At 65.1% G+C, this 23,772-nt stretch carries 19 protein-coding genes; 7 read left to right on the forward strand and 12 right to left on the reverse strand.

Features of this window, described 5'->3' with window-relative positions; all coding sequences use genetic code 11:
• The first annotated feature begins 130 nt into the window (after window positions 1–130).
• The 5 genes from EKE94_RS02950 (at window position 131) to EKE94_RS02970 (ending at window position 5,252) form a co-directional block, all read left to right on the forward strand.
• Window positions 131–916: an ABC transporter ATP-binding protein gene (locus tag EKE94_RS02950; protein ID WP_127905099.1), complete on the forward strand. Its 786-nt coding sequence runs from the start codon at window positions 131–133 to the stop codon at window positions 914–916.
• Window positions 917–1,111: 195 nt separating this feature from the next.
• Window positions 1,112–1,795 (forward strand): ABC transporter ATP-binding protein, encoded by a 684-nt coding sequence (locus EKE94_RS02955; protein ID WP_127905451.1) that lies wholly within the window; start codon window positions 1,112–1,114, stop codon window positions 1,793–1,795.
• Between the two features lie 159 nt (window positions 1,796–1,954).
• Entirely contained in the window at window positions 1,955–2,965 is a 1,011-nt protein-coding gene (locus EKE94_RS02960) for a branched-chain amino acid ABC transporter permease (RefSeq protein ID WP_127905100.1), read from the forward strand.
• A complete protein-coding gene (locus EKE94_RS02965) occupies window positions 2,962–4,266 on the forward strand; it encodes a branched-chain amino acid ABC transporter permease (protein ID WP_127905101.1) in 1,305 nt (434 codons plus the stop codon). The genes EKE94_RS02960 and EKE94_RS02965 overlap by 4 nt, the downstream gene beginning before the upstream one ends.
• A 377-nt stretch (window positions 4,267–4,643) precedes the next feature.
• Window positions 4,644–5,252, forward strand: coding sequence for a nucleotidyltransferase family protein (locus EKE94_RS02970; protein WP_268878269.1), 609 nt, complete (start codon window positions 4,644–4,646; stop codon window positions 5,250–5,252).
• Between the two features lie 46 nt (window positions 5,253–5,298).
• On the opposite strand, the gene EKE94_RS02975 is transcribed toward EKE94_RS02970, so the two are convergent.
• The 8 genes from EKE94_RS02975 to EKE94_RS03010 all read right to left on the reverse strand — a co-directional run bounded on the left by EKE94_RS02975 (window position 5,299) and on the right by EKE94_RS03010 (window position 17,042).
• Window positions 5,299–6,528, reverse strand: a complete 1,230-nt coding sequence (locus EKE94_RS02975) for a Hint domain-containing protein (RefSeq protein WP_127905103.1) — start codon at window positions 6,526–6,528, stop codon at window positions 5,299–5,301.
• A 432-nt stretch (window positions 6,529–6,960) separates the two neighbouring features.
• Window positions 6,961–9,843 (reverse strand): Hint domain-containing protein, encoded by a 2,883-nt coding sequence (locus tag EKE94_RS02980; RefSeq protein ID WP_127905104.1) that lies wholly within the window; start codon window positions 9,841–9,843, stop codon window positions 6,961–6,963.
• Window positions 9,844–10,873: 1,030 nt separating this feature from the next.
• Entirely contained in the window at window positions 10,874–12,592 is a 1,719-nt protein-coding gene (locus EKE94_RS02985) for an ABC transporter substrate-binding protein (RefSeq protein ID WP_127905105.1), read from the reverse strand.
• 47 nt (window positions 12,593–12,639) lie between these two features.
• Window positions 12,640–13,062 (reverse strand): DUF2160 domain-containing protein, encoded by a 423-nt coding sequence (locus EKE94_RS02990; protein ID WP_127905106.1) that lies wholly within the window; start codon window positions 13,060–13,062, stop codon window positions 12,640–12,642.
• On the reverse strand, window positions 13,062–13,979 hold the full coding sequence (locus EKE94_RS02995) for a carbohydrate ABC transporter permease (protein ID WP_127905107.1): 918 nt from the start codon (window positions 13,977–13,979) through the stop codon (window positions 13,062–13,064). Before EKE94_RS02995 ends, EKE94_RS02990 begins: the two co-directional genes overlap by 1 nt.
• Window positions 13,976–14,848, reverse strand: coding sequence for a carbohydrate ABC transporter permease (locus tag EKE94_RS03000; RefSeq protein WP_127905108.1), 873 nt, complete (start codon window positions 14,846–14,848; stop codon window positions 13,976–13,978). Before EKE94_RS03000 ends, EKE94_RS02995 begins: the two co-directional genes overlap by 4 nt.
• The gene (locus tag EKE94_RS03005; RefSeq protein ID WP_127905109.1) at window positions 14,848–15,957 is read right to left on the reverse strand and encodes an ABC transporter ATP-binding protein; all 1,110 of its coding nucleotides are present in this window, start codon (window positions 15,955–15,957) and stop codon (window positions 14,848–14,850) included. The genes EKE94_RS03000 and EKE94_RS03005 overlap by 1 nt, the downstream gene beginning before the upstream one ends.
• Window positions 15,957–17,042: an ABC transporter ATP-binding protein gene (locus EKE94_RS03010; protein WP_127905110.1), complete on the reverse strand. Its 1,086-nt coding sequence runs from the start codon at window positions 17,040–17,042 to the stop codon at window positions 15,957–15,959. The genes EKE94_RS03005 and EKE94_RS03010 overlap by 1 nt, the downstream gene beginning before the upstream one ends.
• A 261-nt stretch (window positions 17,043–17,303) precedes the next feature.
• On the opposite strand from EKE94_RS03010, the gene EKE94_RS03015 reads away from it, so the two are divergent.
• The gene (locus tag EKE94_RS03015; RefSeq protein WP_127905452.1) at window positions 17,304–18,083 is read left to right on the forward strand and encodes a DeoR/GlpR family DNA-binding transcription regulator; all 780 of its coding nucleotides are present in this window, start codon (window positions 17,304–17,306) and stop codon (window positions 18,081–18,083) included.
• 249 nt (window positions 18,084–18,332) lie between these two features.
• Here the strand turns inward: EKE94_RS03015 and EKE94_RS03020 are convergent, their stop codons facing one another.
• From EKE94_RS03020 to EKE94_RS03035, 4 genes are all read right to left on the reverse strand, one after another.
• Window positions 18,333–19,046 (reverse strand): anti-sigma factor, encoded by a 714-nt coding sequence (locus EKE94_RS03020; protein ID WP_127905111.1) that lies wholly within the window; start codon window positions 19,044–19,046, stop codon window positions 18,333–18,335.
• Complete coding sequence (locus tag EKE94_RS03025; protein ID WP_127905112.1) at window positions 19,043–19,573, reverse strand: sigma-70 family RNA polymerase sigma factor; 531 nt, start codon at window positions 19,571–19,573, stop codon at window positions 19,043–19,045. The genes EKE94_RS03020 and EKE94_RS03025 overlap by 4 nt, the downstream gene beginning before the upstream one ends.
• A gap of 191 nt (window positions 19,574–19,764) precedes the next feature.
• Window positions 19,765–20,568 (reverse strand): DUF4394 domain-containing protein, encoded by an 804-nt coding sequence (locus tag EKE94_RS03030; protein WP_127905113.1) that lies wholly within the window; start codon window positions 20,566–20,568, stop codon window positions 19,765–19,767.
• Between the two features lie 854 nt (window positions 20,569–21,422).
• Entirely contained in the window at window positions 21,423–22,316 is an 894-nt protein-coding gene (locus EKE94_RS03035; RefSeq protein WP_127905114.1) for a phage terminase large subunit family protein, read from the reverse strand.
• Between the two features lie 836 nt (window positions 22,317–23,152).
• Here EKE94_RS03035 and EKE94_RS03040 point away from each other — a divergent pair.
• Window positions 23,153–23,497 carry a hypothetical protein gene (locus EKE94_RS03040; RefSeq protein ID WP_127905115.1) on the forward strand — a complete coding sequence of 115 codons (345 nt, stop codon included), beginning with the start codon at window positions 23,153–23,155 and terminating at the stop codon, window positions 23,495–23,497.
• The last annotated feature ends 275 nt before the right edge of the window (window positions 23,498–23,772 follow it).

Here is a 23,772-nt window from a genome sequence, read left to right on the forward strand (position 1 = left end):
GCGCCAGACGAAAAAAACAGCCCGGTGCGGGGATGAGGCACCGGGCTGCTCTTTCAAAACGACAGAAACCGCGGCCGGTCCGTTAGGCGGGGACGCTTGCCTGAAACCGGCGGCCTGTGGAGGGATGGGGATGATCGTCGTCGATGACGTCCACAAGCATTTCGGCGGCTTCCGTGCCGTTGATGGTGCAACACTGGAAATCCGCAAAGGTTCCATCACCGGTCTCGTCGGACCGAACGGGGCCGGCAAGACCACGCTGTTCAACGTGGTGGCGGGGGTTCTGCCGCCCACGTCGGGGCGCGTCGTCATGGATGGCGAGGACATCACCGGCCTGCCGCCGCATGCGCTGTTCTCAAAGGGGCTTCTGCGCACCTTTCAGATCGCACACGAGTTTTCGTCGATGACGGTGCGCGAGAACCTGATGATGGTGCCGGCCGATCAGTCGGGCGAGACGCTGTGGAACGCGTGGTTCGGCCGCGGCCGCATCGCCCAAGAGGAACGCGCGCTGGCTGCCAAGGCCGATGAAGTGCTCGATTTCCTGACCATCTCCCACCTGGCCGACGAACGCGCCGGCAACCTGTCTGGCGGGCAGAAGAAGCTGCTGGAACTCGGCCGGACGATGATGGTCGATGCCAAGATCGTGTTCCTCGACGAGGTGGGCGCGGGCGTGAACCGCACCCTGCTCAACACCATCGGCGATGCGATCCTGCGGCTGAACCGCGAACGCGGCTACACCTTCTGCATGATCGAGCACGACATGGATTTCATCGGCCGCCTCTGCGATCCGGTGATCGTCATGGCCGAAGGCCACGTGCTGGCGCAGGGCACCATTGACGAGATCAAGGCCAACGAGCAGGTGATCGAGGCCTATCTCGGCACCGGTCTGAAGAACAAGGTCGCCGAACCGGCCGTCTGACGGCCCGACACTGGTACGGTCCGGAACGACGCCCCGGCCTGCCCCGCCCTTTCGCAATATTCGCAAATTCCCGCAGGTGACGACATGGCCCAGACCTTCGCCCCCGAGACACCCCGCACCGTTGCTGCAGACCATGTTGGTGCAGCCTCTGCCGAAGCACCGGGCGCCGGAATCCCGGCGCTGATCGGCGACGCGATGACCGGCGGCTATGGCGGTGGTGGCGACATCCTGAACGGGTGCACGATCTCGATCGATCCGGGCCAGATCGCGGTGATCGTGGGCCCGAACGGCGCGGGCAAGTCGACGGCGATGAAGGCGGTTTTCGGCATGCTGTCGCTGCGCAAGGGCGCGGTTCGGCTGGCAGGGCGCGACATCACCGCCCTGACGCCGCAGGCGCGGGTTGCCCAGGGCATGGCCTTCGTGCCGCAGACCCACAACATCTTCACCTCGATGACGGTCGAAGAGAACCTCGAGATGGGGGCCTTTCTCCGGCGCGACGATATCGCGGACACGATGGCGCAGGTTTACGATCTGTTTCCGATCCTCAGGGACAAGCGGCGCCAGCCGGCCGGCGAATTGTCGGGCGGCCAGCGTCAGCAGGTGGCTGTCGGACGGGCGCTCATGACCCGCCCCACCGTCCTGATGCTGGACGAACCCACCGCCGGTGTCAGCCCCATCGTCATGGACGAGCTGTTCGATCGGATCATCGAAGTCGCGCGCACCGGCATCTCGATCCTGATGGTCGAACAGAACGCGCGCCAGGCGCTCGAGATCGCCGACCGCGGCTACGTGCTGGTGCAGGGACGCAATGCCTTTACCGATACAGGCCGCGCGCTGCTGAACGACCCCGACGTGCGCCGGTCCTTCCTTGGTGGGTAGGCCGGCCCCTACCCGCCGGAAGCGGCGCGGCGTGCAGTCCGGGGCGGACCCGCGGCCCTGCGACCACAGGGTGAGCCGCAGCGGCAGGTTCGCGTTGACCATGTGCCGGGGGAATGGCACCCCGCACGGACCGAAACATCAGATTTCGAAGGAACTTAGATGGACGCGCTGAACGCTCTGGTGGCGCTTGCAAATTTCGTCGTTATCCCGGCGACCGCCTATGGCGCACAGCTCAGCCTCGGCGCGCTCGGCGTCACGCTGATCTACGGCATCCTGCGGTTTTCGAACTTCGCCCACGGCGACACCATGGCCTTCGGCACCATGGCGACGATCCTGTTCACCTGGGTCCTGCAGGGCGCGGGCATCAGCTTCGGCCCATTGCCAACCGCCCTTCTGGCGCTGCCCGTAGGCATCGCGATCACCGCGCTTTACGTGCTGGCGACCGACCGGGTGGTCTATCGTTTCTACCGCAAGCAACGCGCGGCACCCGTGATCCTGGTCATCGTCTCGATGGGCGTAATGTTCGTCACCAATGGCGTGGTCCGCTTCATCATCGGGGTCGACGACCGTAACTTCGATGACGGCACGCGGTTCCTGATCTCGGCCCGCGACTTCCGCAACTGGACGGGGCTGGACGAGGGGCTTGCGCTGCGCTCCAGCCAGGCGATCACCGTGGTTACCGCGGTCCTGGTCGTGGCGTTGCTCTTCTGGTTCCTGACCTGCACCCGTACTGGCAAGTCGATGCGCGCGTTTTCGGATAACGAGGACCTGGCGCTTCTCTCGGGCATCAACCCCGAGCGTGTCGTCGCCATCACCTGGATCATCGTCGCGGCGCTGGCGACGGTGGCGGGCGTGCTCTACGGTCTCGACAAGTCGTTCAAGCCCTTCACCTATTTCCAGTTGCTGCTGCCCATCTTCGCCGCCGCCATCGTGGGGGGGCTAGGCTCGCCCCTGGGGGCCATCGCGGGCGGCTTCATCATCGCCTATTCCGAGGTTGCAGTGACCTACGCCTGGAAGAAGGTGGCGAACTACGCCCTGCCCGAGCGGTTCGAGATCGACGGTCTGGGGCAGCTTCTATCCACTGACTACAAGTTCGCGGTGTCCTTCGCGATCCTCGTGATCGTCCTGTTGTTCCGGCCCACGGGCCTTTTCCGGGGGAAATCGGTATGAGCAATTCCGTCCGGGCGCCGCTGTTCTTCGGTGTCGTCGTCGTGCTGTTCCTTCTGACCGGCGTCATGCAAAGCTGGAACGTCGCTCTGGGTGTGCTGAACATGGGGCTGATCTCGGCCATCATGGCGCTTGGCGTGAACATGCAGTGGGGCTACGCGGGCCTCTTTAACGTGGGCGTGATGGGCTTCGTCGCGCTTGGCGGGCTGGGCGCCGTTGTCGTATCGATGCCCCCGGTGGACGAGGCCTGGGCCGCGGGGGGCCTTCGGGTTCTGGCGGCCCTCGTCGTGGGCGCGCTGGCGATCGTCGCCGCAGTACAGACTTGGAAGCGGATGCCGCATGGCTGGGCGCGCAGCCTGTCGATGATCGCGATCCTGCTGGTGGGCTTCATCGCCTTCCGCTGGACCTTCGACGTGGCGGTCGAGGCGATCGAGGATGTCGATCCCTCGGCAACCGGATATCTGGGCGGGCTGGGCCTGCCGGTGCTGGTGGCATGGCCAATAGGCGGGCTTTTGGCGGCGGGCGCGGCGTGGATCGTGGGCAAGACGGCGCTTGGCCTGCGTTCGGACTATCTGGCCATCGCGACCCTCGGCATCGCCGAGATCATCATCGCCGTGATGAAGAACGAGGACTGGCTGAGCCGTGGCGTCAAGAACGTGATCGGATTGCCCCGCCCCGTTCCTTACGAGGTCGACCTGCAGAATTCGCAGGCCTTCGTGGATCGGGCGCAGGGGCTCGGGATCGATCCGGTCACGGCCTCGTCGCTGGCGGTCAAGCTGGCCTACACCGGGCTGTTTACCGTGGTCCTTCTGGTCGTTCTGTGGCTGGCGCAGGCCGCGCTGGCTTCGCCATGGGGACGCATGATGCGCGCGATCCGCGACAACGAGGTCGCGGCCGAGGCGATGGGCAAGGATGTCACCAAGCGGCACCTGCAGATCTTCATCATCGGCAGCGCGGTCTGCGGACTGGCGGGCGCGATGATGACCACGCTTGACGGTCAGCTTGTGACCTCTGCCTACCAGCCGCTACGCTTCACCTTCCTCGTCTGGGTGATGGTGATCGTCGGCGGGTCGGGCAATAACTGGGGCGCGGTGCTGGGCGGCTTCCTGATCTGGTTCCTCTGGGTTCAGGTCGAACCGCTGGGCCTGTGGCTGATGTCGGTCATCACCTCGGGCTTGCCCGAGGGGTCGGGCCTCAGATCGCACCTGATTGCCGGGGCTGCACATATGCGCCTTCTGACCATGGGGATCGTGCTGCTGGTCGTGCTGCGCTTCTCGCCGCGCGGGCTGATCCCGGAACGCTAGGGGCGCAGGGCTGCCTAGCAGGCGCAGCCCGGCCCCTTGCGGCAGGTATAATCGCGGCGAATGCAGCTGTTTCCGCAGGGCTTGCCCTTTGAGCAGACCTTGCAGCACGCGGCCGAAACGACGGGTCCCGCCGTTCCCCGCAACCGGTCGAGCATCTGGACAACCGCGGGGCTGGTACCTTGGGTGTCAACGGTGGCGGCAGACTGTGCCGCTGCGGCGTCAGCGAGGAGTGCGAGCGCAATACCGAGCCCAAAGGCGGTCAGCCGGGTTTGCAAGATGTCTGCTCCGCGAAGAGGTTAAGATATGGTTAAATCTAGGCTTCAAATTCGTCGCGCACCACAGCCTTTTCGTCCGCAGTTTTACCGCGCGGCAGTCGGGTGAGAGACAGGGTCGCCATCCTCCTCCTCGCCGCCGGGTTGTCGCGTCGGATGCGCGGACGAGACAAGCTGTTGGAGCTTGTGGCGGGGGCGCCGCTTCTGCGCTGTCTGGCCGAGAGGGCGCTTGGGGCGTCAGCGCCGGTCTATGTCACCCTGCCGCCCGAGGTGTTGCGCCCGGGCCGGCATGCCGCCCTCGACGGGGTGCCCGTGACGCGGGTGGTCGTGCCGGATCCGGCCGAGGGCATGGCGGCGTCCTTCCGGGCCGGTGTCGCCGCAATCGGGGATGACCCTTCCGGCCTGATGGTGATGCTGGCCGACATGCCCGAGATCGTGACCGCCGACCTGGCGCGGATGATAGCGGCCTTCGGCGCGGCGCCGAACCTGCCGTTGCGGGCGACGACGGCGGACGGCTTACCCGGGTTCCCGGTGATCTTTCCCCGCCGATTGTACCCGGCCCTGTCGCGCCTGTCGGGCGATGTCGGCGGAAAAGAGGTTCTGACAGGCGAGAGGGTCGCCACCCTGTCCCTGCCCGGCCAGCGCGCGCGACTGGACCTGGATACGCCAGAGGCCTGGGCGGCCTGGCGCGGAACGGAAAACGGCGCCCGCTAGGGACGCCGTTGACCGCAGTTCAGTAGCTCGGCCCTCCCGCAGGTGCTCAGACCAGCAGCCGCGCCTCGTGCCTTTTGAGGGTCTGGCGCGCCGCGGCAAAGCCCTGCGCCCCCTCCTGATCGGCCAGCTCGGGGAAAAGCATCAGGATCTCCTGCCGCTGCTCCGAGCCGATGCCGCGCAGGGAGTAGTCGCCCGGCTGGAAGCTTTCGGTCCAGGCTCCGTTGCCAAGGATGATTTCGTGCCGGTCGAAGAGGATATGGTGATAGGTGACCGATCCGGTGCGCACCTGATCGACCCCCTGCATCTCGGTCAGGTGCTTGGCGGCGGCCAGAACTTCGCGTTCGTCGAAATACATCGCGGCGCGGTCGGAATTGATCAGCATGCGATGGCAGGGCGACACCATCATGTCGCGCTCGGGCAGGCCGTTGCCGAGGGCGCCCGCCCGGATCAGCACGGGGTTCAGCCGCGCATCAGCCTCCAGATCCGCCGCAGCCAGGTTTTTCTTTCCGGCCCAGCGGATCCGCTGCACGCCGTTGTCGCGGGTGAAGACCCGGTCGCCTTCGCGCAGATCCTCGACCAGGCGCTCGCCCTGGGGCGTTGCGATGCTGGTGCCGGGCGTGAAGCAGATCACGACCTTCTCGATTTCCCTGAACTGCACGGTGCGGCTGAAGTTGCCCCAGTCGTCGCGCACCCGGAGCCACCCGCTTTCGCAGTGGGGGTCGTAGTGCAGGATGTAGTCGTCGGGCGACATGTTGCTCAGGTCGAGCGTGTCGAAATCGTCTCCTCCTTCGCCGCCCCAGATGTAGGCGTTGCCCGCGCCCTTCTGGATGACGAAGGTGTCGCGGTCGTCGTCACCGTAAAGATGGTCGCCGTCGGTCGCGCCGTAGATCGTGTCGTTGCCCGATCCGCCATGCACAATGTCCGGGTCTGCGCCGCCGGCCAGCAAATCATTGCCCGATCCGCCGTCAATGAAATCAGTCCCCTGGCCACCAAGGATCGTATCGTCGCCGCACCCGCCCAGCAGTGTGTCGACGCCATCGCCGCCGTCGATGTAGTCATTGCCGCTGCCGCCCTTGATGTAATCCTGCCCGCTGCCGCCGCTCAGGCTGTCGTGGCCGCTGCCCCCGTCGATGTAGTCGTCACCATCGCCACCCTCGATCGTGTCGTTCCCGCCCTTGCCGTACAGCTTGTCCTGCCCGTTGTAACCGCGGAGGGTATCGTCATCCTCGGTGCCGACGATCGTGTCGTTGTTCGAGGTACCATTGCGCGTCGCCATTCCAGTGCATCTCCAGACGGGCCCGGATTGGCCGGGTCGATTCACGTCGTATCCATACGCTCTTATGGATCTGACGTATAGGAAGCGGATTATCCCGCAGGGCTGTTCTAGAGCACAGCATTGGTGCGGGATGTGGCCCGGTAGGGCTTAAACAGCAGAAAAATCCGGGCATTGTTGTGGCAAGCAAGAATTAACCGCTTTTCAGGGCCGGACCGTATCCGTCTCAGGAACAAACGTCGCCGCTGCAGCGACGGGCTGTTTCCCCCCGCACCGGGGCCGATTCTGGGATCTCCGCGCCCGGACCGTGCCAGCGGTGGGGTGAGAAGGACAAAGGGCGAGGGCCGCCCCCGGCCCTCGCCCTTCCGTGTCGGACCCCGGGGCGGTCTTTGGCCGCCGCGGTTGTAGCCTTGGTCCGGATGCCCCCTTGCGCGATCAGTCGACCAGCAGCCGGGCCTCGTGCCGTTTCAGGGTGCGGCGGGCAGCGGCATAGTTCTCGATCCCCTCCGGCGCGTCCAGCTCGGGGAAAAGTTCGAGGATCTCGGCCCGCTGTGCATTGCCGATCCCACCCAGGGTGTAATCGCCCGGCTGGAAGCTTTCGGTCCAGGACCCGTCGGACAGCACGACCTCGTGCCGGTCGAACATGAAGTGGATGTAATGCGTGCCCAGTGTCTCGACGCTGCGGATGGTGTCGGCGTTGACCAGGTGCTTGGCAGCAACCAGCACCTCGCGCTCTTCGAAATAGAGCTGCGTGCGGTCGCTGGCGACCAGCACCCGGTGATTGGGGCTGACCAGCATGTCACGCTCGGGAAGGCCGTGACCAAGCGCCCCGGCCTTGATCAGGACCGGCTTCAGATGCCGGTTCTGTTGAAGCTCCTGATAGCCCAGCTGCTTTCGTCCGACCCAGCGGATCTCCTGGATGCCGTTGTCCCGGGTGATGATCCGGTCGCCTTCACGCAGATCCTCGACCAGACGTTCGCCCCGGGGCGTCGCGATGCGGGCGCCGGGGGTGAAGCAGGGGATGATCTCTTCGATGTTCTCGAAATGCAGGCGGCCGGTCTCGTTTCCGTGGTCGTCGAAATAGACGACGTCGCCATCGATGCCGTTGCCGTCGCTGTCCGTGGTGACCCCGTCCAACCGGTAGCTGTTGCCGCCGAGCGATCCGCTCAGGTCAAGCACATCGTGGTCCGCGGATCCCGCGTTGAAGCCCGAGCCGCCCAGGATTGTGTCGCCGGCATTGACCCCGCCGATATAGTCGGCGTCAAAGCCTGCATCGACATGGTCATTGCCACGTCCGGTCGTGATCCGGTCCTCGCCATCGCCGCCCAGGATCGTGTCATCGCCCGTGCCGCCATCGAGGCTGTCATTCCCCGCGCCACCGTCAATGTAGTCATCCGCGCTGTCGGCAATGATCGTGTCGTCGCCGTCTTCGCCATAAAGCTCGTCCGGCCCGGAGGCCCCGATCAGGCTGTCGTTGCCCGCGCCGCCATAGACGAAATCGCCGCCGCGCCCGGCCTCGATCGTGTCGTTGCCTTCATCGCCGTAGAGGTAGTCGAGCCCGTCGCCGCCGGTGATCTGGTCATCGCCGCAGCCACCGTGGATCGTGTCGATGTCCTGGCCGCCGATGATGGTGTCGTTGCCGTCGCCGCCCTCGATGCTGTCGCCGCCGTCTCCGCCATCGATCCAGTCATTTCCGGCACCACCATAGATGGTGTCGCTGTCGGCCCCGCCGGTGATGCTGTCGTCGCCTGCGCCGCCGTCGATCAGGTCGCGCCCGGCGCCGCCGTCAACGCTGTCGTTGCCACCGCCCGCATCGATGCTGTCAGCGCCCTCGCCGCCAAAAATCAGGTCGTCGCCGCCGACGCCCTCGATCGCGTCGTTGCCTGCGCCGCCGAGGATCGTGTCGTTGCCCTCGCCCCCGTCGAGCGTGTCGTCACCGTCGCCGCCGTCAATGTAGTCGTCGCCCAGCTCGCCCGCGATCAGGTCTCCGCCGTCGGCCGAATAGCCGGGCCCGCCGATGGTCGAGTCGTAATCGTAGTGGGCGTTGTCGAACCGCGCGCCCGAGTCGCCCAGGTTGATCGTCAGGCGGGCATCGTCGAAGTCGCGGTCGCCGCCGTACCTCAGGTCTTCGAACCCGATGTTGACCGACCCATCGGGGTTCACGCCCTCGCCGCGGGTGTGCAGCAGGCCATCGCGGTTCAGCCCAAGGTTATCGCCGTAGCCCGAGCTGTAGTAATGGTCGCCACGGTCAGTGACGATGCCCACACCGATCACCGCGCCGGGCGTCACGGAGACGCTGTAGCTTTCGCCGTTGTCGCGGCCCTCGGTGCCCAGCATCTGCACGTTGGAGATACGCCCGGTGTCGGGGTCGATCTCGTAGACGAAGACGTCGTTCGAATAGGCGCTGTTGCCGCCGTTGATGGTGATGGTGACCGGGCCGCCCTGCCCCAGATTGTCGGGTCCGCCGCCGATCAGCGTGTCATTCTGGTCGCCGCCGTCGATCGTGTCCGAGCCGCCGCCGCCATAGACCGTGTCGAAGCCTTCGGCCGAGTCGAGGTAGTCGTCGCCGGCGCCGCCGTAGATTTCGTCGTCGCCCGCGTCGGCAAAGACGGTGTCGTCGCCATCGCCCGCCAGCACCACGTCGTCATTGGGCGCGTCACCCGGCAGGATCGCGTCGTTCGCGTCGATGCGGTCGCCTTCGGGGTCGCCCAGGTAGGCGTCGTCGATCAGGTCGTCGCCGTCGGTCCCTTCGACATACCCGTCGAGATCGGCGCAGGCGCGGTCGAACGAGATGTCGGAGACGCCGATCGTCCCGGTATGCGACGCGGCGGAGCCGTCTTCGAACACGATCTCGAGGCTGGTGATCTCGCCCGGGATGGTCACGGTGACGCTGTCTGCCGCGCCAGGGCCGTCAACGCCGTAGCCGACAGCGCCGGTGGCATCGACCGTGCCGCCGTTGACGACGTGGTGCGACGCGAGGTCCGAGAACTTGACCTCGACCGGATTGCCGTGGGCATCCTTGGCGATGACCGTGACCCGCTCATCCCAGAGGCAGGGGCGCGAGTCGACGTCGAAAAGCTCGAAGCTGACGTTGTCCACCGGCTGGTCGAAGGTGATGCAGGCGCGCACCGGCTCGTCCACGCAGGAGGCCTTGAGCGCGTCGTCACAGTCCCACGCCCGGGCCGAGGCCTTCTCGAATTCGTCGCCGTCGTGGTTGCGCGGCGTGCTGACGGTGACGTTCACGTCCGATCCGTCATGCGACAGGGTGGTGGTTCCGTCCGCGCTCGCGTGCGTCCAATCGAGAAGGTAGTCCGACATCGTTACGTCTCCCGTTACCGTTGGCGCATGGCTGAGCTGTGCTCGCGCCCGGGCCCTGTTATCTTTTTCGACACCCGCCGCCGGATCCGGCGGCGCAAAGCGATGTCGTCCCGGCCCCTGGGAGCCGACCAATCCCTGTTGTCATGTCGGTGGAGTTCCCTCCCCCAGACCTCTTCGGGCGGCGTGGCCGTCGTGTAGCCCCGGTCGCGCCGCTCCGGTCGTCCCCCAACGACCGTGTCGCACCTTGTCGACAGGCTTAGGTAGCCATGCAGGGTGCCCTACGGGAAGCAAAAAGTGTCCGAAAAGCGGCGAAGATCAGACCGGCCGGTGGCGCGTTCGCGTCTGAGTTGCGGGGTGCCCGGATGGGGGAAGAATGGAGTGGTTGGCCACTTAGAAGAACTGCCGACCAAACGCAAGGCGCTGATTTCTTGAGAAAAACCGTGCTGATGCTGGTTGAGCTCAGGTAAGCTGAGTGGTCACCGAAGTTTCTATGATTCCCGGCAAATCGCGCAATCAGGGCTGCTACTGTCGGGGATTGGAAGACAATGCATGGCGCCATGAAAACGCAAATTTTATTGACCCTAGTGTCGCAATGACCGCGTTGGTTGTTCCCGTTTTCGGGCCAAACTACTGAAGGGAGACGTTCCGTTTCGCGTTATCGCAGGTCCGATGGCGAATCACTCACGAATCGGCGGGCGAATGCGGCGGAAATACGGCTGCGCGCGGCGTCGGCAGGGGGGCACGGCAGAAACTCGTTGCGGCGCGGGACACTCGAACGTTGCACGTCTTGCAATCGGGGTCACTCGGAGGGGCTTCGCGCCGCGGTCCGGGCCTGCGGTCTGCACCTCTGGGTGAGCCCCGGGGTGACGCGTAGGAGCCTTGCCGATCGGGTCTGGCGCTTGAGTTCGGCGCTGCCGTCCGCAAGGTCGGTTTGCCTGTCGAAAGGTCGGTGCGGCGACAGAAAGGCCGGGACGCGGCATCCCGCGTCCCGACCTGAAAATAGGCGCCCGGGTAACCGGGCGCCCGGGGCTTATTGCCAGGACTGGACGAGTTCGTCGTAGGACACCGTCTGGGGCTCTTCATCCTCGTTTTCGAGGGCGGGTTTCGGCGCGCCGGGCTGGTCGAACCAGTACTCCGCACTCTCCTCCTCGTTCAACGCCGGGCCCTGGTCACCCTGCACCCCGGCCCGTTCGAGACGCATCATCACGTCCTCCATGTCCGAACAGAGCTGGTCCAGCGCCTCCTGGCTGGATTTCGCACCGGACATGGCGTCGCCGATGTTCTGCCACCAGAGCTGCGCCAGCTTGGGGTAGTCCGGCACGTTGGTGCCAGTGGGCGACCACCGCACGCGGTCGGGCGAGCGGTAGAACTCGACCAGGCCGCCAAGACGCGGCGCACGTTCGGTGAAGTGTTCGGAGTTGATGGTGCTGTCGCGAATGAAGGTCAGTCCGACGTCGGCCTTCTTCACGTCCACGGTCTTGGAGGTGACGAACTGCGCGTAGAGCCAGGCGGCCTTGGCGCGGTCGGTGGGGGTGGACTTGAGGATCGTCCAGGATCCCACGTCCTGATAGCCGACCTTCATCCCCTCTTCCCAGTAGACGCCATGCGGCGACGGGGCCAGCCGCCACTTTGGCGTGCCGTCGTCGTTCATCACGGCGGGGCTGTCGACGAGCGGGGCCACGAAGGTCGTGTACATGAACATCTGCTGGGCGATGTCCCCCTGCCCCGGCACCGGGCCGGCCTCGGAGAAGGTCATGCCGGCGGCCTGCGGCGGCGAGTAGTTCTGCAGCCACTCGATCGCTTTGTCCACGGCATAGACGGCGGCGGGCGAGTTCGTCGCGCCGCCGCGGTCCACGCAGGCGCCGACGGGCTGGGACTGCTCGTTGACCCGGATGCCCCATTCGTCGACAGGCAGGCCGTTCGGCTCGCCCTTGTCGCCCATGCCGGCCATCGACATCCACGCGTCGGTGTAGCGCCAGCCGAGCGAGGGGTCCTTCTTGCCGTAGTCCATGTTGCCCCAGACCGACGTGGGCTCGCCTTCGATATAGCTCATGTCGCGGCCGGTGAAGAACGCGGCGATGTCCTCGTAGGCGGCCCAGTTCACCGGAACGCCCAGCTCGTAGCCGTATTCCTCCTGGAAATCGGCCTTGGTCTGTTCGTCGTTGAACCAGTCGTAACGGAACCAGTAGAGGTTCGCGAACTGCTGGTCGGGCAGCTGGTAGAGATTACCGTCGGGGCCCGTGGTGAACTGAGTTCCGATGAAGTCGTCGAGATCGAGCGTGGGCGAGGTGACGTCGGCGCCGTCGCCCGCCATCCACTCGGTCAGGTTGCGCGCCTGTCCGTACCGCCAGTGGGTGCCGATCAGGTCGCTGTCGTTGACGAAGGCGTCATAGACGTTCTGTCCCGATTGCATCTGCACCTGCAGACGCTCGACCACGTCGCCCTCGCCGATCAGGTCGTGGGTGAGGTTGATGCCGGTGATCGCGCTGAAGGCGGGGGCCAGCACCTGCGCCTCGTATTCATGGGTGGTGATGGTTTCGGACACCACGTTGATGTCCATGCCCTCGAACTCGGCCGCGGCATCGATGAACCACTGCATCTCGGCTTCCTGCTCCTCTCGGGTCAGGGTCGAGACGTCGCCGATCTCGGCGTCGAGGAAATCCTGCGCCGCCTGCATGTCGGCGAAGGCCGGGGCGGCCAGCCCCACCATCATCGACAGCGCGGTGGTCGATCTGAGTAACACGTTCATAAGTTCCTCCCTTATATGTCGAACGTCCGTCTTTTCGGGCCCCTCTGTCAGACGAGCCGGAAGATCGCCGCGGCCAGGATGGCGCAGGCCACCAGCGCGGCCCATTGCGGGCCAAGCCCGAGCGCCAGCCAGGCGAGGTTCACGAAGCCCGCGACCAGCAGCGCGATGAACAGGCGGTCGCCGCGCGTGGTCTCGATCCGCAGAATGCCCCGCCGGGGCGTTTCGGGGGCGCGGATCGCGAGGATCGAGAAAAGGACCAGCAGGCCGGCGACGATCCAGAAGAACAGCGCCGTCGGAAAGACCCAAGCCATCCATCCCCCGGGGTTGAGGCTTTGCGTCCAGGCAAAGGCGCTGTCCTCGCCGCTGGCGCGCAGCGCCGCCCAGAGGATGACGCCGCCGACCGCGAGCCATGGCGCGACCAGCCCGGCGATCAGCCCCGCGCCGCCACGTTTGTGCGAACTTTGCGCCATCACACCCTCCCCAGGGCAAAGCCCTTGGCGATGTAGTTGCGAACGAACCAGATCACGAGCGCGCCGGGAATGATCGTCAGCACGCCGGCCGCGGCCAGCACGCCCCAGTCCACTCCGGCCGCGCCCACCGTCCGCGTCATCGTGGCGGCGATCGGCTTGGCCTCGACCGAGGTCAGGGTGCGCGACAGCAGAAGTTCGACCCAGGAGAACATGAAGCAGAAGAAGGCCGCGACACCGACGCCGGACGAGATGAGCGGCATGAAGATCTTCACGAAGAAGCCGGGGAAGGAATAGCCGTCGATATAGGCGGTTTCGTCGATCTCCTTCGGAACGCCGCGCATGAAGCCTTCGAGGATCCAGACCGCAAGCGGCACGTTGAAAAGGCAATGCGCCAGCGCCACGGCGATATGCGTGTCGAAAAGGCCGACCGACGAGTAAAGCTGGAAGAACGGCAGCGCAAAGACCGCGGGCGGCGCCATGCGGTTCGTCAGAAGCCAGAAGAACAGGTGCTTGTCGCCCATGAAGCGGTAGCGCGAAAAGGCATAGGCCGCCGGCAGCGCCACGGCGATCGAGATCACCGTGTTCAGGACCACGTAGGTCAGCGAATTGATGTACCCCATGTACCACGACGGGTCGGTCAGGATCGTCTCGTAGTTCTGCAGCGTCGGCGCCTCGGGCCAGAGCGATACGCCGCCCAGGATCTCGCGGTTGGTCTTGAGGCTCATGTTGATGAGCCAGTAGATCGGCAGCATCAGGAACAGGATGTAAACCGTCATGACCACGGCCGAACCGCTGAACCGGCTACCGCGGCGCAGCCGGGTGTTCGCGTCCTCGTGGCTGACATCGCCGGGCAGGACGGCGGCGCCCGGCGCGCTGTCGGGCACCGTGGCTGTCCGGGTGGCTGTCCGGTCGGTCATTCCCCTCCCTCCTCTTTGTCGAGATTGGTCATGACGATGTAGAAGACGTAGGAGATCACCATGATGACCAGGAAATACATCAGCGAAAACGCGGCGGCGGGGCCAAGGTCGAACTGTCCCAGCGCCATCTTAACGAGGTCGATGGACAGGAAGGTCGTCGCATTGCCCGGGCCACCGCCCGTCAGCACGAAGGGTTCCGTGTAGATCTTGAAGCTGTCCATGAAGCGCAGAAGGATCGCGATGGTCAGCACGCCACGCATCTTGGGCAGCTCGATGTAGCGGAACACCGACCAGCGGCTGGCCTGGTCGATCTTCGCGGCCTGGTAATAGGCGTCGGGGATCGACTGCAGCCCCGCGTAGGCCAGAAGCGCCACGAGGGATGTCCAGTGCCACACGTCCATGACAATGACGGTGGCCCAAGCGGCGTAGAAGCCCTGCGTGTAGTTGTAGTCGACCCCGAGCGCATCCAGCGTGTAACCCAGAAGGCCGATGTCGACCCGGCCGAAGATCTGCCAGATCGTCCCCACCACGTTCCACGGGATCAGCAGCGGCAGCGCCATCAGGACGAGGCATACACTGGCCCAGACACCCTTCTTGGGCATGTTGCGCGCCACCAGCACGCCCAGCGGCACCTCGATGGCGAGGATGATTGACGAGAACACGATCTGCCGGCCAAGCGCGTTCCACATCCGCTCGGAATGCAGCATGTCGTCGAACCATGCGAGGCCGGCCCAGAAGAACTGGTTGTTCCCGAACGTATCCTGAACCGAGTAGTTGACGACCGTCATCAGCGGGATAACCGCCGAAAATGCGACGAGGATGAGCACCGGCAGGACGAGAAACCATGCCTTCTGGTTTTCGGTCTTCATTACGCGGCGTCCTCCCTGATCCGTCCGCCGGGGCGGTCGCCACCCTCGGGCGTGACGCGCCAGTCGTTTTCGTAGACGTTGACGCCGCCCTCGGCGAACTGCACATGCGTGGCCCCGTCGGGCACGCCTTGCCCCTCGCCCGCGATCGCCGCCACCGGGTGGCCGTCGACGTCAAGACGCACGATCTTGTGGCGACCGACATCCTCGACCCGGGTGACACGTGCGGGGATTCCGGTTTCGCCCATGCGGATGTATTCCGGACGCACCCCGATCTTGAGAGTGCCGCCTGACGTTGGATAGCGCGCCCCGAGTTCGACCCGCGTGCCCGCGATGCGGGCCGCAGTGCCCTCGATCTCGGCGTCGAACAGGTTCATGCCCGGCGAGCCGATGAAATAGCCGACGAAGGTATGCCCCGGCCTTTCGAACAACTCGTCCGGCGTCCCGATCTGGACGACGCGGCCGTCATACATCACCACCACCTTGTCGGCGAAGGTCAGCGCCTCGGTCTGGTCGTGGGTGACGTAGATCATCGTGTGGCCGAACTCGCGATGCAGCGTCTTCAGCTGGGTCCGAAGCTCCCACTTCATGTGCGGGTCGATCACCGTCAGCGGCTCGTCGAACAGCAGCGCGTTCACATCGTCGCGCACCATGCCGCGCCCCAGGCTGATCTTCTGCTTGGCATCCGCCGTCAGACCCGAGGCCCGCCGGTCCAGCGCATCCTCCATATCGATCATCCGCCCGACGCGGGCGACGCGATCGCGGATCTCGTCGGCCGGCAGGCCGCGGTTCTTCAGCGGAAAAGCCAGATTCTGGCGGACGGTCATCGTATCGTAGACGACCGGGAACTGGAACACCTGCGCGATATTGCGCTCGGCCGTGGGCAGATGCGTGACGTCCCGGCCGTCGAAGAGGACGCGCCCGTGGCTGGGGATCAGCAGGCCCGAGATGATGTTGAGAAGCGTGGACTTGCCGCATCCCGACGGACCCAGAAGCGCATAGGCCTCACCATCGGTCCAGTCGTGGTTCAGCTCCTTCAGGGCGAAATCCTCGGGCGATTGCGGCGCGTCGAGGTAACTATGGGCGAGAGTGTCGAGGGTGATCTTGGCCATCACGCGGCCTCCGCATAGGGGGCAGGCTGGACCAGCCGGCCGTCCGTGCCGAAGACGTAGACATGGCGTGGATCGATATGCACCCGAAGCGGCCTGCCGGCATCGAGGTCGCGCACGCCATGCACCAGCCCCACCCAGCGGGTGCCCTGATGGTCGACATGGACGAAGGTCTCCGACCCCGTGATTTCGGTCACCACGAGCGTCGTGTCGAAGTTTAGCGCGCCGTCCGCCCCTTCCAGCGTCATGTGATTGGGGCGGAAACCGGCGGTATAGGTGCCGTCGTCCAGATCCTGCCAGCGCGCGCCCGCGGCGACGTCGTCGCCGGTGCCGAAACGGATGCGATCGCCCGTCTTGTGGATCTCGATGAAGTTCATCGGCGGGTCCGAGAAGACGCGCGCCGTCGTCGCATCCGCGGGCTGGCGATAAACCGACGGCGTGGGCCCGAACTGCGTCACCCGTCCCTGCCAGAGCGTCGCGCAGTTGCCGCCAAGCAGCAGCGCCTCTTCTGGTTCCGTCGTGGCGTAGACGAAGATCGAGCCCGATTTTTCGAAGATGCGCGGGATCTCGGCGCGCAATTCCTCGCGCAGCTTGTAGTCGAGGTTCGCGAGCGGCTCGTCCAGCAGGACAAGCCCCGCGTTCTTTACAAGAGCCCGAGCGAGGGCGCAGCGCTGCTGCTGCCCGCCCGAGAGTTCAAGCGGGCGCCGCTCGATCTGGGGCGTCAGCTGCATCAGCTCGGCCGTTTCCCGTACGCGGGTGTCGATCGTGGCCTTGTCCAGTCCCATCAGCCGCAGGGGCGAGGCGATGTTGTCATAGACGCTCATCGACGGGTAGTTGATGAACTGCTGGTAGACCATCGCGACCTTGCGGTCCTGCACCCGCTGGCCGGTCACGTCTTCGCCCTGCCAAAGCACCTGGCCCGACGTCGGAACGTCAAGCCCGGCCATCAGCCGCATGAGTGTCGTCTTTCCCGCGTTCGTCGGGCCGAGAAGCACGTTCATCGTGCCTTTCTCAAGCGTCAGGTCGGTCGGATACACGTGGGTCCGGCCCCCGACGACCTTGGACACATCTTTAAGGGTAAGCGTCACAAGACCGGGCCTCCCCTCCCGCTGACCTCCTGCAAACGTGATGAGGTTAGGAGATTCGTAACTCCGTGGGAAGGACAGTTTTCGTTTATTTTCGTTTTCACGTTCCGCGAACGGGCGTTAAGTGTCCGTTAACCGGGAGGTAATGGGACGGCTTTCATGGAATGTCGCCCTTGCGCGGCCCGGCTTGCGGTTAACCGCACGATTGCGAACTGAAACCTGTTATAATCGAAAACCGAGGGCGCATTTTCGGCGCGGAGCATGATGTCGCAGACAATCAGACACCCCGAGATCATCGAGATTGCGCGCCGCGACGGCAAGGTGACGGTCGAGCGGTTGTCGGCGCATTTCGGTGTTACGCACCAGACGATTCGACGCGATCTGGCGGATCTGGCCGAGGCAGGGCGGCTTGAACGGGTGCATGGCGGGGCCGTGCTGCCCTCGGGCACCACGAATATCGGTTACGCGGATCGTCGCCAGATCAACGCCGCTGCCAAGGACGCGATCGCGGCCGCCTGTGCCGAAGCGATCCCGAACGAAAGCTCGGTCTTTCTCAATATCGGCACCACGCCCGAGGCCGTGGCGCGGCACATGCTGGCGCATCGCAACCTGCTGGTGGTCACGAACAACATGAACGTGGGTCAGATACTCGTCGCCAATCCCGACTGCGACGTCGTCGTCACGGGGGGCGCCCTGCGTCCCTCGGATGGCGGCCTGATCGGGGACGTCACCACGACGACAATCCGCCGGTTCAAGTTCGACGTCGCGGTGATCGGCTGTTCCGCGCTCGACGAGGACGGCGACCTTCTGGATTTCGACATGCAGGAGGTCGGGGTGACGCGGGCCATCCTGCAGCATGCCCGAAAGGTCTTCCTCGTCTCCGACGGCTCGAAGTTTCAGCGCAAGGCGCCGGTGCGCGTCGCCTCGGTGGCCGATCTCGATGCGTTCTTCACGGATGTCCCGCCTCCACCGGGCTTCGTCAGCCGCTGCAAGGACGAGGGCGTGGCCGTCACGGTCGCCGCGTGCGCTAACCCCGCCGACTAGTCCGACCGACGCTCCCCGTTCGGCGACGCAAGATCGCCGACCTTGAGAGGAGGTAAGGTGCAGTAAGGAAGACGGTAATCGGCTGGTCCATCCCCCCTGCCCCCACGTGCAAGCCTGACAACTGTCCGCTGCGTCGCACGAAGTTGTAGTCGCTGCCGCGGAGGGTGACCGGGGTGTTTGGCATCCGTGACCACGGACCCGCGAGCTCCCTTGCGACCATTTCCGGTTCGGCGCGGTTCCGTTTCGCGCTTAGACCACCGGCTTCCTCGCCAGGCCCTTGCCCAGGATCGGTCCGGTCGGAAGGTCGGTGGGGGATCCCCCGGCGGGCTCAACGGTGATCTCGTAAAGTTGCTGCGGATGCGGAGCGGGAAGCCCGTCGATCGTCAGCGTCTCGGACCGGCCGGTGGGGAGCAGCCCCAGTGAAACGGGTGGGCCGTCCTCGTCGGGTTTCGTCCAGACCTGCATCACCCGTTCCGTCGGAACCTCCGCCTGTTCGAGCAGGGTGACCAGCGTGGTGTTGTCGGGGCGTCCTTCGACCAACGCGATCGCCTCGCCGTCGTCGTTCAGCAGAACCGCAATCACTGCGGGGGCGACCGGGGTCAGGACCGACCATCCAAGGATCAGGGCCAGAAGGACCGTGGCCGCGATGCTTCCCAGCGCCATGCCGCGCCAGCGCGACATCGCCCGGCGGACCGTCGAAAGATCCACGATCTCGGCCGATGCCACGTGGCCGTCGACGGGCGCGTCATCCAGACCGGATTCGACCCGCGACCAGAACCCGTCAGGCAGGACGAGCGTTTCGGCGGTTTCGTCCAGGGCGAGGAAGCCATCGCGCGCCCGGGCCAGCTGAAAGGCCACATCCGGGTCCTGCGCGGCCATCGTTTCAAGCCGTGCAACCTCGGCATCGTCGGCAAGGCCCAGGATTACTTCGTCGATCAGGAGATGCAGGGAGCGTTCGGTCATGACAGGCATTCCCTCAGCTTGCCGAGCCCGCGCCGGACCCAGGATTTGACCGACCCGAGCGGCGCCCCCAGTCGCCCCGCGATTTCTCCGTGACTATGGCCCAGGACGTAGGACGAGACGATCGCACGCCGGGTTGGTTCGTCGAGCCCTGCAAGGCAGCGCCGCAGATCGGAACTGGCGGCCAGCCGATCGAAGGCCTGATCCACGACGATGCGATCCTCGGCTCGGTCGAACTCGGCGGGCTCGGTTGCCACCTCACGGTCCTCACGACGCAGAAGGGTCAGGCAGCGGTTGCGCAGGATGGTATAGATCCAACCCTTGGCGCTTCCCCGCGTCGGATCGAACTGGTCCGCGCGGCGCCATACCAACACAAGACATTCCTGAACCGCATCCTCGGCCAGATCGGCCCGACGCAGCATCCGCCGCGCCACGCCCAGCATGCGCCCGCCCTCGGCGTCCATCAACGCCCGCAACGCGGCGCGATCGCCGCCGGCACAGGATTTCAGCAGTCTTGCATGATCTGTCACGGTGCGGCCTGCCCGGGCGTCTCGGTCCCGTCCCGGCACCGCATCGCAGCACGTGCTAGGGATGCCTGCGACCGCTGTCAAATGCGGCGAGAGATCCAAGACAGCGGCGCGATGGTCCGAGAGCATTCTCATCGTGCGAAACTTCGGCTGGTGCGGCCCGAAGACCGCACCAGCCTGCTTTTATCCTTGGATCAGTCGGCGGTCATGAAGGTGATGTCGCGAAGGACGGCATCGCCGGCCTCCTTGATCTCCCAGCTTTCCTGGACCGAGCCGTCTTCCAGCGACACGGTGTGCAGCATCCCGCCGGCTGCGAGCCAGGCGGTATTGGTGCCATCGGCGTCGGTGGCGATGTCGAAGGCATAGGTGTCGGCCGCGTCGATGCCGAGCTTGCCGATCGCCGCCAGCGTTCCGTCATTGGGCGAGGTCTGCTGGATGACGGCGACGATGGTGCTGTCGATATCGTACATCGCCGTGCTTTCGGGCGATCCGTACGAGTTGATGTAGGCCGCGGCGGCAATCGCCGGGGTTTCGCCCGCATGCATGTCCGCCCCTTCGAAGGCGAGCGAGCCGTCGACGGTCACGGCGCCGGTTTCGATGTCGACGCGGTGATTGGTGGTGCCCGACATGAAGCGAAGCTTGTCCGCCATCGGGTTGAAATCGACAATCACGGGCGCGTCGGCCTCGATCGGCAGGTCCGTGTCCATGGCCGAGATGACGGTCGCGGCGCCGGACATCGGGTCGATCTCGACGATGTCGAAGCTGTCGGTCACGCCGATCAGCGTGCCGTCCGAAGGGCGCAGGTCGATCCCGAGCAGACGGTCGATGCCCTCGACCTCCATCGACGCGGTGACGGTCGCGGTGCCCGCATCGATCTGGTGCAGTGTCTTGTCGCCCGAGAGGCCGATGGCCATCAGGTCGGCGTCGTCCTGGGCCAGCGCACCGGCAGCAGGGACCATCAGGGCGACGGTGCTCAGGGCAGTCAGGGTCTTGGTCATGAAGTGTGTCCTTTCAGGTGCATGGCCGCGGATGCTCCGCAGCCTCGATACCCCTAGGACTCGGCCACGCAGCCGCTTGGATGCACGGACCCCCGAAAAAAGTTTAAAAAGCCTTTCCGAGCGGCCGATAGCCCCTGCCCGCCTTCCTTTCGAAAGGGTTGAACAGGGCCAGACCGGCATCCCTGGAACGCGGATTGTGGAAAGGGCTGTCGGCGTTGGCCGCAAACCGTGGGCCCCCGCCCAGCGTTGCTGAAGAGACCACGCCGAGGCACGGGGTGCATCGAGTTCGGTCGCCTTGTGCAGGCTACGGCGTCAAGGACGAAGCGGTAATACAAGCGATTTTTCAGGGAGTGCCACCGAGCCGATCGCGCCTTTGACCCCACCTTTGGCCGAAGTTGCAACGGATACTCCGGTATTGATGCGAGGGGGGGGGGCGTCCAGGCTCACGCCATTTCGTCGAAGTGGCTTAAGCAGGTTCACGTCACCCAAGGCCTGAGACGCTTGTCAGACAGTCCCAAGCCAGCGGATACGTCGAAGCGAGAGAGACATCCCTTCCCGCATGATCGCCGGGCTGACCGGCGCGCGTCTAAGGTATGTGACCCTGTCAGATGAGGTGGACCGGTACACGCCATGCGATCGCGAGCAAGCTGCCGAGGCGACGCGGCGTGGTACGCAATGGCGAGGTCCAGACGACACGCTGAAGGCCCGGGCGTTGGCGGCCGAGATCGTGAAGAGGCGATGCCATAGCAGGTCCATCGCGTCGTTGGCCGAGGTCAGGCTGTTGGCCAGCCGTTCANGCCATTTCGTCGAAGTGGCTTAAGCAGGTTCACGTCACCCAAGGCCTGAGACGCTTGTCAGACAGTCCCAAGCCAGCGGATACGTCGAAGCGAGAGAGACATCCCTTCCCGCATGATCGCCGGGCTGACCGGCGCGCGTCTAAGGTATGTGACCCTGTCAGATGAGGTGGACCGGTACACGCCATGCGATCGCGAGCAAGCTGCCGAGGCGACGCGGCGTGGTACGCAATGGCGAGGTCCAGACGACACGCTGAAGGCCCGGGCGTTGGCGGCCGAGATCGTGAAGAGGCGATGCCATAGCAGGTCCATCGCGTCGTTGGCCGAGGTCAGGCTGTTGGCCAGCCGTTCAAGTGTCGCCGCCGCGCCCTCGCCTTCGGCCGCGAAGGCGGCGAGCCCGGGGATCATCTCCGCCATGTCATCGGCGACGGCCAGCCCGATCACCGGAATGGCGGCGCCGAGCGTCGCGGCGAAGGGCGCCGTCTCGGCCCCGGCCAGCGCCACGTTCAAGACCGCCCAGATCGGCATCTGCCAGTGGACGGGATAGCCCAAGCTATCGACTGGGTGAACATGGCTGCCGGTCTTGTCCGGCTCGCCGTTGCGGTCTCTGGCCTGCTGCTCCAGCGCTTCCGCCAGTCGTGGGCAGGCTCGGTCGTTCACCCACAGGTCGCCCGGTGAAAAGGCGCAGTTGACCTGCAGGACGCGGTCCTTCACCGGCGGGTTGCTGTCCTTGGCGCGGACCGTGAAGCCCGCCTGCCGCAGCAGCGCTATATCCGACGTACTCGCGTTCACCTTCTTGCGGCCCATGCTGGTGGCGTCGGGGTGGATCGTGATCCGATGGCCGGGCCACTTCGATTGCACCGCCTCGATCAGGTCCGGCGGGTCCGTGATGCCGGCCAGCTCGGCCACCGCGTGCCAGCCGCTTGGCCGTTCGACCAGGATCTCGGACGCCATCTCGCCGACGTTGAAGTCCTGCCCGATGTGCAGCGCCCCGCCCGGGCGGATCGTTTCGGCCGTGCGAGACCGCTCGCGGCTGTAGTTGCGGCGGACCGTGTCGATCGCCGGGTTGACGAACTCGCCCGTCAGATAGGCGTCGATCAGTTACTGCGGGTATTGCAGGCGCGCATCCCGTTTCGCGTGCCGTGGTAACCGACTATCGGCAAGCCTACTGGCTGGGCGAGGTGCGCCACCAGATACCGTGGCTATTCTCACCGCCCGGGGGGCGGACGAGGCAGGCGGAAGCTTCTTTCTGATCAGGGTTAACCCGAAGGATTTCACGCCACGCTACGAAGCCGCAGGAGCTGATAGGGTGACGCTGATGAAGGCGACCGATAACGCTTTTGGGCAAAACGACGAGCCTCCTGCAGAGGTTTGCCAAGCCGACGACCTTGGAACTACTCTATGCTCGGAGCAGCACAGAGGGTTCGTCTAAGGGATCAGCGACAAAGCCGAGCATCTGCCTTCGGACCCGGCCTTGGTGCTTGAGCGCGCCCAAGTGATTTTCGACAGTTTCGTCGTTCCCTCGTGAGCCGTACCGCTGAGAATATCCGACGTCTTTCGTTGCGCCAGACTTTCCTACACCTCGCAGCCTTCGGTGCGATGGTCTCATAGCGGACCTTGCCGGCCGCCGCGACCACTGGGCATTCTCGCCTTGGTTTGCGAGATGCCGTCGGTCTCAGTCAAGAATTGCATCTGTGGTCGAGCGGTGTTTCTGCGGTTCTGGCCAATCGCCTCAAGTTGTGCTGCAAGGCTCTTGCCTTGAGCTGACCCGAAAATCGAAAGAGGCAGTTATGAAAACCCTTCCCTTTGCCCTCCTGGTCTTGATCGGAACACCTGCGGTAGCGCAGACTGGCCCCAGGGATGTCTCTGACTGCGAATGGTTGAAGGACGTGGCGACAGCGGCAATGGAGGCGCGCCAAGCTGGAGCAAGCTACTCGACTGTGACCGAGTCCATGGACGCGCGTCACGGACGGAATGCTACCCTTCATGCTATCGCACGCTCGGCGTTCACGGACTACGACTTCCCGGACCGTGACGGCGGTGACGAGATCATCGTGGCCTTCAGTTCCGACATAATGGACATGTGCATGATCGCGCTCGAGAAGGGTGCTGCACAGCCGGGCGAGAGAGAGTGAAAGCGCGAAAGCTGATTGTCGACGCCGCACCTTAGTTCATGAAACAGCTCGTTTCGACCCTCGCTAACCTTGGCGCTGAACGCGAGCGAGAGGGCGATCGGCCTGCGGCAGACCGCCACGTGTCTCGCCCACGCCGAAATGCAGCTTCGCCAAGAGGGGGCATTGCTACGCCCAAGCGGCATCCGCTATCTCGCGGAGGTCAGTTGTGCGGAGTTTACCGCCATTGAGATACCGCGTATCATGGCCCCATCAGAAACGGAGCCTTGATGCTGGAG

The organism is Mesobaculum littorinae, from assembly GCF_004011175.1.
Classification (GTDB): domain Bacteria; phylum Pseudomonadota; class Alphaproteobacteria; order Rhodobacterales; family Rhodobacteraceae; genus Tranquillimonas; species Tranquillimonas littorinae.